Annotated in this window: 10 protein-coding genes; 9 read left to right on the forward strand and 1 reads right to left on the reverse strand. The window is 44.9% G+C overall.

The features are described 5' to 3' along the window. Positions 1-210: 210 nt before the first annotated feature. Positions 211-1,233, forward strand: coding sequence for a lactonase family protein (locus tag HW45_RS04900; RefSeq protein ID WP_051867805.1), 1,023 nt, complete (start codon positions 211-213; stop codon positions 1,231-1,233). Position 1,234: 1 nt separating this feature from the next. On the opposite strand, the gene HW45_RS04905 is transcribed toward HW45_RS04900, so the two are convergent. Continuing rightward, on the reverse strand, positions 1,235-2,389 hold the full coding sequence (locus tag HW45_RS04905; protein WP_038225345.1) for a 2-octaprenyl-3-methyl-6-methoxy-1,4-benzoquinol hydroxylase: 1,155 nt from the start codon (positions 2,387-2,389) through the stop codon (positions 1,235-1,237). Between the two features lie 294 nt (positions 2,390-2,683). Between HW45_RS04905 and miaB the strand changes: the two genes are divergently transcribed. The 8 genes from miaB to ptsI all read left to right on the forward strand — a co-directional run bounded on the left by miaB (position 2,684) and on the right by ptsI (position 11,905). After that, positions 2,684-4,108 carry a tRNA (N6-isopentenyl adenosine(37)-C2)-methylthiotransferase MiaB gene (gene miaB, locus HW45_RS04910; RefSeq protein ID WP_006075471.1) on the forward strand — a complete coding sequence of 475 codons (1,425 nt, stop codon included), beginning with the start codon at positions 2,684-2,686 and terminating at the stop codon, positions 4,106-4,108. A 117-nt stretch (positions 4,109-4,225) separates the two neighbouring features. Continuing rightward, on the forward strand, positions 4,226-5,317 hold the full coding sequence (locus HW45_RS04915) for a PhoH family protein (protein WP_006075472.1): 1,092 nt from the start codon (positions 4,226-4,228) through the stop codon (positions 5,315-5,317). After that, positions 5,317-5,781, forward strand: coding sequence for an rRNA maturation RNase YbeY (ybeY, locus tag HW45_RS04920; protein WP_006075473.1), 465 nt, complete (start codon positions 5,317-5,319; stop codon positions 5,779-5,781). The genes HW45_RS04915 and ybeY overlap by 1 nt, the downstream gene beginning before the upstream one ends. Positions 5,782-5,868: 87 nt before the next feature. Next, entirely contained in the window at positions 5,869-6,765 is an 897-nt protein-coding gene (gene corC / locus HW45_RS04925) for a CNNM family magnesium/cobalt transport protein CorC (RefSeq protein ID WP_006075474.1), read from the forward strand. A 43-nt stretch (positions 6,766-6,808) separates the two neighbouring features. Continuing rightward, positions 6,809-8,314, forward strand: coding sequence for an apolipoprotein N-acyltransferase (gene lnt, locus HW45_RS04930; protein WP_038225346.1), 1,506 nt, complete (start codon positions 6,809-6,811; stop codon positions 8,312-8,314). 202 nt (positions 8,315-8,516) lie between these two features. Further along, a complete protein-coding gene (gene cysK, locus HW45_RS04935) occupies positions 8,517-9,485 on the forward strand; it encodes a cysteine synthase A (protein WP_038225347.1) in 969 nt (322 codons plus the stop codon). Between the two features lie 298 nt (positions 9,486-9,783). After that, positions 9,784-10,041, forward strand: a complete 258-nt coding sequence (locus HW45_RS04940) for an HPr family phosphocarrier protein (protein ID WP_006075478.1) — start codon at positions 9,784-9,786, stop codon at positions 10,039-10,041. Positions 10,042-10,177: 136 nt separating this feature from the next. After that, positions 10,178-11,905 carry a phosphoenolpyruvate-protein phosphotransferase PtsI gene (gene ptsI, locus HW45_RS04945; protein ID WP_038225348.1) on the forward strand — a complete coding sequence of 576 codons (1,728 nt, stop codon included), beginning with the start codon at positions 10,178-10,180 and terminating at the stop codon, positions 11,903-11,905. Positions 11,906-11,933 lie beyond the last annotated feature (28 nt).

An 11,933-nucleotide genomic window follows, 5' to 3' on the forward strand; every position in this document is an offset into this window, starting at 1 on the left:
CTCTCCTTCCGCACCATTATTAAGAAAGCTCGTCATTTGACGGGCTTTTTTTCTATCTATTCCTCTCTGACAATTACGTTAGATGAATCTTTGAAAGTTTCTTCAATATTGTTAATTTCTTCTATTGGCTCACAGAAAAGTATTTTGCTACTGTTCATTCTAGGATAGACAGGCAACCTTAGGTCAATACACTGATCTTCAAGGATATTTATGACTTTCCAAGATTACTCCGTTGCTATTGGACAGTATTCAAAAGGCGATGATTTAGGTTTCAAGACGGCGCATTTCAACACTCCCCATGACCTTATAATATCTTCAGCGATAACAAATGCTTTCAACCCTTCTTATCTTCTGTATACAGAGCAAGGACATTATCTCGTTTCCGAATGTTCTCAACAGGAAGGAGCGGCCCTTATATTCGTGCCTACAAACAGTGAAGATCATCAAGTAAGATTGCTTGATGGTGATTACCCATGCCACCTTGCAATATCTCCGAATAAAGAATTATTAGGCGTCGCGCATTATGGGACAGGTAACTTCGAGATATTTGCCCTAAGGGCACATGGCATTATTGGAGAACGTATAGCTTTACTGGCTAATGAAGGCTCTAGCGTTCATCCTACTCGCCAGCAAGCCCCCCATGGGCACCAGTTACAGTTTATCCCTAATAGCCAACAGTTCGTCACGGTAGACTTAGGCATCGACACATTGAGCTTTTACGAATATAACAAAACTGATGCGGTTCTATCTCAGTCTTTGGTAATGCCGCTGGGAAGTGGTCCTCGACATGTAGACTTCTCTCAAGATGGTAAATTTGGGTATGTGTTGTGTGAACTCGATGAATCACTGCATGTTATCAAGCGTAACGAACATGGGAGATGGCGACTGATTTACTCTACTTCAGCGTTTCCTGAACATATAAACCATGAAGCGGCGGCGGCCGTTAAGCTTTCACCGAACAATCGCTTTGTCTATTTAACAGGTCGCGGAGAGTCTATCGTCTCTTGGTTTAAATTGAGTGACCCTGCTGTACCTGATTATCAAGGCTTTGTCAGTTCAGGGGGAGAGTTCCCACGAGATTTGTGTATTTCTCCAGATGGAAAGTATCTTATGACAGCAAACCAGCATTCTGACAATTTAGCTCTTTTTGCCGTCGATGAAGCAACTGGGGCACCAACGCTAGAATCAGTCTCAGATTCTATCACTGCCCCAGTATGTCTAGTCATTTATTGAGTTATTTAAGGCCAATCGCGTATTTTAAGACTTGCTCTTTAATCGGCCCAGAATGCTCTGCCACTTTCAGTAGAGCATTTCGAGCAAATGCCAGCGGGGGTAAGGTACTACTAAACCCTTTATAGAATACATCCATGCCCGTTTGCATTAACAGGTTATCTGGACGACGCTCTAGCTCATAACGACGTAATGCTTCATTAGAGACCCCTTTATCTTCAAACGCTTTTAACAAGGCTTCTACATCTTTAAAACCAAGATTAACGCCCTGACCCGCCAACGGATTTATCGTGTGAGCTGAATCCCCTACTAGTACACAACCGTGTTTGTAATATCGCTGTGCATGTCTACGTGTAAGTGGGAATGAGCCGCGCTGTAGCACGCTAACATTACCCAGTTCAGCTGGAAAGTACTCAACAATCTCCTGCTCTAACTGGGCATGACTCATATTCTTTAACTGCTTAATCCGTTTAGGGGAATCGTACCAAACTAACGATCCTTGGTTTCCACATAGTGGTAAAAATGAACGAGGCCCTGACGTGGTAAACCACTGCCACGTGATGTCTTGTTGAGGGAGTTCCGTCTCAACATTAATCAGCATGCACTCTTGACGATAATCCCATGCTGTCACCCCAATGCCACTGGCTTGTCGTACTCTTGAATTCGCACCATCCGCACCAACGACCAGAGTCGCAGCAATTTCACGCCCTGACTCTAAGATGATGGTTGAGCCTTCATCGTCAAGCGTTAAGCTTTCAACACCATCACCTTCAATCACTTTCAAGTTGTCGAAACGATGAAACTGCTGCCACAACCCTAGTTGGATCACGCGATTTTCAACAATGTAGCCCAATTGCTCTAGCTGCAGAGATTCGGCATTGAAACGAATTCGACAGTTTTCCGCTTCCCATGTTTCAAGACGTGCATAAGGGCACACACGCATCGCCTCTATGGCGCTCCAAGCATCGAGGTGTGTCAGTAAATCAACAGAGCGATGAGAAATAGCAGAAACACGCAGGTCCATTGGCTGCGAGCTTTCGAAAGCTTGAGGGGGGAATTTTTCGATAACAGCGACTGAGCGCCCTTGTTTAGCAAGACCCAGCGCCATCGCTGCTCCCACCATGCCACCACCAACAACTGCAATTTCAAACTGTTCCATCGTCTTCTTACTACCCTAAATTCAATGTGTGTTCATTGTACGTAGCCCGCTCTAAAAGCGCGAGCGAATTCCTTCGAAAAACCCTGCTTTTGTGAGGCCTAATAACCGCTTACAGCAATTGAAATATAAGCTCTCAAAGAGATTTTACACTACCCCTAGTCAGGCGGTTTTTAAAGCAGTACAATACGCCGCTTACCGCCAAGATGGTGGTCATAATTTAAGCAGCCGCTGTGTTGTTTTCGCAATACAGCGCCTGTGCAAGAAAAAGATTTAAATAACTGACGAGCGATAGTGATGAGTAAGAAACTGCTAATTAAAACCTGGGGCTGCCAGATGAACGAATACGATTCATCAAAAATGGCCGATCTGCTTAATGCGGCAAATGGCTATGAGCTAACAGAAGATCCAGAGGAAGCAGACGTACTACTTTTGAACACTTGCTCTATCCGTGAAAAAGCGCAAGAGAAAGTGTTCCACCAACTTGGTCGTTGGAAAACCCTAAAAGACAAAAAAGATGGCGTTGTTATCGGTGTGGGTGGCTGTGTAGCAACTCAAGAAGGTGACCATATTCGTGAACGTGCGCCATTTGTTGACGTTATCTTTGGCCCACAAACTCTTCACCGTTTGCCTGAGATGATCAAGCAGTCACAAAGCGATGAAGCGCCAGTAATGGATATCTCTTTCCCAGAGATCGAGAAGTTTGACCGTCTGCCGGAACCACGTGCGGAAGGCGCAACAGCGTTTGTTTCAATCATGGAAGGCTGCAGTAAGTACTGTACTTACTGTGTTGTTCCGTATACTCGTGGTGAAGAAGTAAGCCGTCCAATGGATGACGTATTGTTTGAAATTGCTCAGCTTGCCGATCAAGGCGTTCGTGAAGTAAACCTACTTGGCCAAAACGTGAATGCTTATCGTGGTCCAATGCACGATGGTGATATCTGTTCTTTTGCCGAGCTACTACGTCTGGTTGCTTCTATTGATGGTATTGATCGTATCCGCTTTACGACAAGTCACCCGCTAGAGTTCACTGATGACATCATTGCTGTTTACGAAGATACACCTGAGCTTGTTAGCTTCCTGCACCTGCCCGTACAGAGTGGTTCAGACCGTGTATTGACTATGATGAAACGTCCACACACAGCGATTGAATACAAGTCTATCATTCGTAAACTTCGCAAAGCGCGTCCTGATATTCAAATCAGTTCAGACTTCATTGTTGGTTTCCCTGGTGAAACTGACAAAGATTTCCAAGACACGATGAAACTGATTAAGGACGTAGATTTTGATATGAGCTTTAGCTTTATCTTCTCTCCTCGTCCAGGTACGCCAGCAGCAGATTACCCATGCGATCTTCCTGAGCAAACTAAGAAAGACCGCTTATACGAGCTACAACAAACTGTAAACTCGCAGGCAATGCGTTATTCACGTCAGATGCTAGACACTGAGCAACGTGTTTTAGTTGAAGGTCCATCTAAGAAGAACCTAATGGAGCTTCGTGCGCGTACCGAAAACAACCGTGTGGTTAACTTCGAAGGTGGTGCAGAGCTAATCGGCCAGTTTGTTGACGTGAAAATCACAGACGTGTTCGCAAACTCCCTACGTGGTGAGCTAGTAAGAACAGAAAAAGATATGGATCTTCGCAGTGTTATTTCTCCAACACAAATGATGGCAAAAACCAAACGCGAAGATGAGCTAGGTGTAGCGACCTTTACGCCTTAGCGCCTATACCCAAACAGCTTCAATGTGCTATTTTGGAGTTAATTGGGTAAAAATATGCGAAGCCCGGTCACAGTCGGGCTTCATACATCGCCCTTAAGGGCAAAATGTGAGGCAACATTGAGTAATCAAATCGTAACTCTAGAAATTCATCTAGAACCTTCAGACAACCGCCGTCTATCAAGCTTGTGCGGTCCTTTCGATGACAATATCAAACATTTAGAACGCCGCTTAGGTGTCGAGATCAACCACAGAAGCAACTTCTTTACGATCGTGGGCAAGCCGCACACTAGCGCCGCAGCTCTAGATATCATCAAAACGCTTTATGTCGACACAGCACCTGTGCGTGGCCAGATCCCTGATATTGAGCCAGAGCAAATTCACTTAGCCGTTAAAGAATCTGGTGTACTTGAGCAAAATACCGAATCAGAAATCGCTCACGGAAAAGAAGTCTTCGTAAAGACCAAGAAAGGCATCATCAAACCGCGTACACCTAATCAAGCTCAGTACCTAGTGAATATGGTCACTCATGATATTAGCTTCGGTATTGGGCCAGCTGGTACAGGTAAAACTTACCTAGCAGTAGCTGCTGCAGTAGACGCACTGGAGCGCCAAGAGATTCGCCGTATCCTACTGACTCGTCCAGCAGTAGAAGCGGGTGAAAAACTAGGCTTCCTGCCAGGTGATTTAAGTCAGAAGGTCGATCCGTACCTCCGACCTCTATACGATGCGTTATTTGAAATGCTTGGTTTTGAGCGCGTAGAGAAACTCATTGAACGCAATGTTATTGAGGTTGCGCCCCTCGCCTACATGCGCGGCCGCACACTTAACGATGCCTTCATTATTCTCGATGAGAGCCAGAACACCACCGTTGAACAAATGAAGATGTTCTTGACGCGTATCGGCTTTAACTCGCGCGCAGTTATCACTGGTGACGTCACACAAATCGACTTGCCGCGTGGCGCAAAATCTGGCCTTCGTCATGCGATTGAAGTGCTGAGTGAAGTTGACGAAATCAGCTTTAATTTCTTCCAGTCAGATGATGTCGTTCGTCACCCTGTCGTTGCGCGCATCGTAAATGCTTACGAGAAATGGGAAGCGAAAGATGCCAAAGAACGTAAAGAAATTGAGCGTAAGCGACGTGAAGAACGTGAAGCGGCGCAAAAGCTGCTTGATGCAGCATCTGCTAGCGCAACGGTGGATGGAAAGTAATGGCGATTGAACTCGATCTTCAAATTGCAGTCGAATCAGAACAAGGGTTACCAAGTGCTGACGAATTTCAAGGCTGGTTGGACAAAACCATCACTCCGTTTCAACAAGATGCTGAGTTGACGATTCGTATCGTCGATGAAGAAGAGAGCCAACAGCTTAACCGCGACTACCGTGGTAAAGATAAACCAACCAATGTGCTCTCCTTTCCTTTTGAAGCTCCTCCAGGTGTAGAAATGGATCTGCTTGGTGACATGATCATTTGTCGTCAAGTTGTCGAAAAAGAGGCCATTGAGCAATCCAAGCCTTTGATTGCACACTGGGCACATATGGTTGTACATGGGAGTCTTCATCTGCTAGGTTATGATCATATTGAGGATGACGAAGCAGAAGAAATGGAAGCTTTGGAAACCGAAATCATGCTTGATATGGGCTTTGATGACCCATATTTAGTAGAAAAGGAGTAAGCACATTTCGCTGGCGTTCGCGCTAAAAAGAATCTGTTTACGCATGTGCGCTATCACACATCTGATAGCATTCTGAATTGAGAAGTCATGAACGAAGAGTCTTCTCCCTCTCAACCAGAGGGAAACAGTAAAAAGTCGGAAGGTCCGAGTAGAAAGTCCTTCTTTGAGCGCCTAGGTCAAATTTTTCAAGGCGAACCAAAAGACCGCCAAGAGCTTGTAGATGTTATCCGCGACTCTGAAGAAAACGACCTAATTGACCACGATACCCGCGATATGCTCGAAGGTGTCATGGAAATTTCTGAAATGCGAGTGCGCGACATTATGCTGCCACGCTCGCAAATGGTTACTATCGAGCGTTCCGATAACCTCGATAAGCTAATCGAACTGATGACAGATGCACAGCATTCTCGCTACCCTGTTATCAGTGAAGATAAAGACCATGTAGAAGGCATCCTCTTAGCTAAGGACCTCCTCCGTTATTTGGGCTCAGAAAGCGCCCCGTTTGATATTGAAGAAGTGATTCGCCCAGCGGTTGTAGTTCCTGAAAGTAAGCGCGTTGATCGCCTACTGAAGGAGTTCCGTGAAGAGCGTTATCACATGGCCATTGTCGTCGATGAATTTGGTGGAGTATCAGGTCTAGTGACCATCGAAGATATTCTCGAAGAAATCGTTGGCGAAATCGAAGATGAATTCGATGACGATGATGAGCTTGATATCAGAAAACTGAGTAAGCACACATTTGCGGTGAAAGCGCTCACTACTATTGAAGAGTTCAATGAAACATTCGGCTCTAACTTTAGTGATGAGGAAGTCGACACTGTAGGTGGCCTAGTCATGACTGCATTCGGTCACTTACCTTCACGTGGTGAAGTGGTTGAAATAGAAAATTACAACTTTAAGGTGACAGCGGCGGATAATCGTCGTGTGGTTCAGGTCCAAGTCACAATACCTGACCAAGAAACGGCTTCAAGTGTCGAGGAGTAACCTCACCACTTGCTGCTCACCAAAAAAGTGAGATGATATTTAAATGAAGAAAAATCTTCGCATATTGCGGCCCATCGGGGCCGCTTTTGTTGGTGCTAGCACCACTCTCGCATTTGCTCCCTATCAGCTATGGCCCTTGGCTATTCTGAGCCCATTTCTCCTTCTCCTCCTTATCAGAGGTCGCAGCACAAAAAGTGCACTTTGGACAGGTTATGCATGGGGAATAGGTCAATTTGCCACTGGCATCAGTTGGGTTCACGTCAGTATCGATACCTTTGGTGGTATGCCGAAGATTGCCAGCATGTTCTTAATGGCACTCTTAGTCGGCTACCTATCCATTTACTCAGCTCTGTTTGCTTGGTCTCTAAACCGATTCTTCCCGTCAGACAATAAAACTCGTTATTTTGTCGCAGCGCCAGCACTCTGGTTAATCTTTGATTGGGCTCGCGGCTGGGTGATGACGGGTTTCCCTTGGCTGTGGTTAGGGTACAGCCAAATTGATTCACCGTTAGCGAGCTTTGCACCTATTGGTGGCGTTGAACTCATTACCTTGCTATTGATCGTAATGGCTGCCAGCTTAACTTACTTAACCATAACTAAGCAGTGGCAACTCGCTATCATCCCTCTAGTCATATTCGCCACTGGATTCGGCCTACGTAGCTACGACTGGGTCACTCCCAATCCAAGTCGCACCAAATCGGTCGCATTGATTCAAGGTAATATCGATCAAGCCATGAAGTGGATGCCCAATCACCGATGGCCAACGATAATGAAATATACCGATCTAAGTCGTGAAAACTGGGATGCGGACATTATCATTTGGCCAGAAGCTGCAATTCCCGCAATGGAATTCGAATTACCTTCATTTCTGCGTAACTTGGACTCTGCGGCTAAAATGAATGATTCTGCGATCATCACTGGGGTCATCAACAAAACCGAGTCCGGTGAGTATTACAACAGCATATTGGTTGTAGGGCAGACACCTTACGGTGATTACGAAATGGATCTCGATGAACGTTATCACAAGCACCATTTGCTACCATTCGGTGAATTCGTGCCATTTGGAGATCTATTAAGACCTATCGCCCCGTTTTTTAACTTGCCTATGTCTTCATTCAGCCGTGGTGCCTACGTACAGCCTAATATTGTGGCTAACGGTATGCATCTAGCGCCAGCATTATGTTATGAGATTATTTTTGGGGAACAAGTTAGGCAGAACGTTACTGATGACACCGATTACCTGTTAACGCTGTCCAATGATGCTTGGTTTGGGCGCTCTATTGGCCCGTTGCAGCATATGGAAATTGCACGAATGCGCGCATTAGAGCTTGGCTTACCACTTATTCGTTCGACCAATAATGGTGTGACTGCCGTTACCGATCACAAAGGTAAGATTACTGCTCAAATCCCTCAGTTTGAAACCGCTGTGCTTAGAACTGACGTCACTCCAACCGACGGAACAACTTGGTATCGTGAAGTAGGAACTTGGCCTTTATATGCGTGGGTATTAATTTGCCTAGGCTTTGGCATCATTAGACGCAACAAGTAATCACCTCTTATACACCGGCCATTGAACTCCTTTAGTATCAATGGCCGAGCTGGTCTTCTTACCGAGAAAATCCCATCGAAAAGCGCGCTTCATAAACTTTCTTCCATAATATATAACTATTTGGTTCTTTTCCCTTGCCAAACAAAATCATATTCTTATCTGGTAATCAATAACCACCACGGTTGAATGAAGGAACATTATAATGAGCAAGATTTACGAAGATAATTCACTGACAATTGGTAACACCCCTCTAGTTCGCCTAAACAAAGTAAGTAATGGTAACGTGCTTGCTAAAGTTGAAGCACGCAACCCAAGCTTCAGTGTTAAGTGCCGTATCGGTGCAAACATGATCTGGGAAGCGGAAAAAGATGGTCGTCTAAAAGCAGGCGTAGAGCTAGTTGAGCCAACCAGTGGTAACACAGGTATTGCTCTTGCTTTCGTTGCAGCTGCACGTGGCTACAAACTCACACTTACTATGCCTGAATCTATGAGTCTCGAGCGTCGTAAGCTTCTCAAGGCACTAGGTGCTAACCTTGAACTCACAGAAGCAGCGAAAGGCATGAAAGGGGCTATCGCTAAAGCAGAAGAGATTGTCGCTTCAAATCCAGAAAAGTATCTGCTACTTCAACAGTTCAACAACCCAGCAAATCCAGCCATTCATGAAAAGACAACGGGTCCAGAGATCTGGGAAGCAACGGATGGTGAGATCGATGTATTTGTCGCTGGTGTAGGTACAGGTGGTACTATCACAGGTACTAGCCGCTATATTAAGGGCGAAAAAGGTAAAGCAATTGTTTCAGTTGCCGTTGAGCCAGCAGAATCACCTGTCATTTCTCAAGTGCTAGCAGGTCAAGAGATCCAACCAGCTCCTCACAAAATCCAAGGCATCGGTGCAGGATTTATCCCAGAGAACTTGGATCTTGAGCTTGTTGACCGTGTCGAACTGGTTACTTCTGAAGAAGCCATCGAAATGGCGCGTCGCCTAATGGAAGAAGAAGGTATCCTAGCTGGTATCTCATCAGGTGCAGCTGTTGTAGCGGCTAACAAGCTTGCTGAACTCCCTGAATTCAAAGGAAAAACCATTGTCACCATACTCCCAAGTTCAGGTGAACGCTACCTAAGCTCTGCATTGTTTGCCGGTATATTTACTGACAAAGAGATTCAGCAGTAATATGTTGCCAAATCAATTTTTGCACGAAAAAAGCCCCTTTAAGGGGCTTTTTTGTTGAAACTCTGTCAGCCTTTGGTAATATCAGGTCAGTTTTATTTTAAGCCAAAAAATAAATAGGCTAATTACAGAATTTCGTAAGACAGGTATACAGCGAAGACTGCAATCATGTCCTACAATTCTAGACCGACACAATTCTTAACAGTTATGACTTTCGTACTATAGCGAGGCGTAACATTTAACGATAAGCTTTGTTTGGTTTAGAAACTAAACATAAAATAAATCAATTGGGGTATAAAAAATGTACGAGAAGCAAGTAGAAATCACAGCAGAAAACGGCCTTCACACTCGTCCGGCTGCTCAGTTCGTTAAAGAAGCAAAAGCATTTGACGCTGACATCACTGTGGCTACTAACGGCAAAAGCGCTAGCGCAAAAAGCCTATTCAAACTACAAACTCTAGGTCTAGTTAAAGGCACTACTATCACAATCTCTGCTGAAGGCCCACAAGCTCAACAAGCAGTTGACCACCTAGTAGCTCTAATCCCTGAGCTTCACTAAGAACCCAGTTCTCCTTAAAGCCATTTTGTGAAAACAGAATGGCTTTATTGGAAATAGCTCTAGCTATCAGCTACACATAATAAGTAGCTAATAACTATCCAATCTTTAATACATTAGACCAAATAAAGGTAAAGCTATGATTTCAGGCATCCTAGCATCTCCTGGTATTGCTATTGGTAAAGCACTACTACTTCAAGAAGACGAGATTGTTCTAAACACGTCGACTATTTCAGATGACCAAGTTGAAGCAGAAGTTGCGCGTTTCTTTGACGCTCGCAACAAGTCAGCTCAACAACTAGAAGTCGTTAAGCAAAAAGCGCTTGAGACTTTTGGTGAAGAGAAAGAGGCTATCTTCGAAGGCCATATCATGCTTCTTGAAGATGAAGAGCTAGAAGAGGAAATCCTAGCACTCATCAAGAAAGACAAACTATCTGCAGACAACGCGATTCACACAGTAATCGAAGAGCAAGCGACTGCACTAGAATCTCTAGATGACGAATACCTTAAAGAGCGTGCAACTGATATCCGTGATATCGGTACTCGTTTCGTTAAGAACGCACTAGGCATCAACATCGTTTCACTAGGTGATATCGATGAAGAAGTTATCCTAGTAGCTTACGACCTAACTCCATCTGAAACTGCGCAAATCAACCTTGATTACGTACTAGGTTTCGCATGTGACATCGGCGGTCGTACTTCGCACACTTCTATCATGGCCCGTTCACTAGAACTTCCTGCGATTGTTGGTACTAACGACATCACTAAGAAAGTGAACAACGGCGACATGTTGGTTCTTGACGCGATGAACAACAAGATCATCGTAAACCCAACTCAAGCTGAGATTGACGAAGCTAAAGCGGTACGTGAAGCGTTCCTTGCAGAAAAAGAGGAACTAGCAAAACTTAAAGACCTACCAGCAGAAACTCTAGACGGCCACCGTGTAGAAGTTTGCGGTAACATCGGTACAGTGAAAGACTGCGATGGCATCAACCGTAACGGCGGTGAAGGTGTTGGTCTGTATCGTACAGAATTCCTATTCATGGACCGTACTGCTCTTCCTACTGAAGAAGAACAGTATCAAGCTTACAAAGAAGTTGCGGAAGCAATGCACGGTCACGCGGTAATTATCCGTACTATGGATATCGGTGGTGATAAAGACCTACCTTACCTAGACCTTCCAGAAGAAATGAACCCATTCCTTGGTTGGCGTGCAGTTCGTATCAGCTTGGATCGTCGTGAAATCCTTCGTGACCAGCTACGTGGTATCCTACGTGCATCAGCACACGGTAAGCTGCGCATCATGTTCCCAATGATCATCTCTGTAGAAGAGATTCGTGAACTGAAAGCTGCTATCGAAGAGTACAAAGCAGAACTTCGTGCTGAAGGTCTAGCATTTGACGAAAACATCGAAATCGGTGTAATGGTTGAAACTCCTGCTGCGGCAGCGATTGCTCACCACCTAGCGAAAGAAGTTTCGTTCTTTAGTATTGGTACTAACGACTTAACTCAGTATACTCTAGCAGTAGACCGTGGTAATGAGCTTATTTCTCACCTATACAACCCACTTTCACCTGCCGTACTTACAGTAATTAAGCAAGTGATCGACGCTTCGCATAAAGAAGGTAAGTGGACTGGTATGTGTGGTGAGCTTGCTGGCGACGAGCGTGCGACTCTACTTCTACTGGGCATGGGCCTAGATGAGTTTAGTATGAGCGGTATTTCAATTCCTAAGGTTAAGAAAGTAATCCGCAACGCTAACTTCGCAGAAGTAAAAGCAATGGCTGATGAAGCGCTAGAAATGGCGACTGCTGCAGAAATTGAGGCACACGTCGAAAAATTTATCGCAGAAAAGACAAACTGCTAATATAATTGAGCAGAACAAAATCAAACCT

The organism is Vibrio sp. ER1A, assembly GCF_000733315.1.
Taxonomy (GTDB): Bacteria; Pseudomonadota; Gammaproteobacteria; order Enterobacterales; family Vibrionaceae; genus Vibrio; species Vibrio mediterranei.

Bases quoted from the DNA above. Each gene is read 5' to 3' on its own strand.
- HW45_RS04900 (WP_051867805.1), top strand. From the start codon at position 211: ATGACTTTCCAAGATTACTCCGTTGCTATTGGACAGTATTCAAAAGGC.
- HW45_RS04905 (WP_038225345.1), bottom strand. From the start codon at position 2,389: ATGGAACAGTTTGAAATTGCAGTTGTTGGTGGTGGCATGGTGGGAGCA.
- miaB (WP_006075471.1), top strand. From the start codon at position 2,684: ATGAGTAAGAAACTGCTAATTAAAACCTGGGGCTGCCAGATGAACGAA.
- ybeY (WP_006075473.1), top strand. From the start codon at position 5,317: ATGGCGATTGAACTCGATCTTCAAATTGCAGTCGAATCAGAACAAGGG.
- corC (WP_006075474.1), top strand. From the start codon at position 5,869: ATGAACGAAGAGTCTTCTCCCTCTCAACCAGAGGGAAACAGTAAAAAG.
- lnt (WP_038225346.1), top strand. From the start codon at position 6,809: ATGAAGAAAAATCTTCGCATATTGCGGCCCATCGGGGCCGCTTTTGTT.
- cysK (WP_038225347.1), top strand. From the start codon at position 8,517: ATGAGCAAGATTTACGAAGATAATTCACTGACAATTGGTAACACCCCT.
- HW45_RS04940 (WP_006075478.1), top strand. From the start codon at position 9,784: ATGTACGAGAAGCAAGTAGAAATCACAGCAGAAAACGGCCTTCACACT.
- ptsI (WP_038225348.1), top strand. From the start codon at position 10,178: ATGATTTCAGGCATCCTAGCATCTCCTGGTATTGCTATTGGTAAAGCA.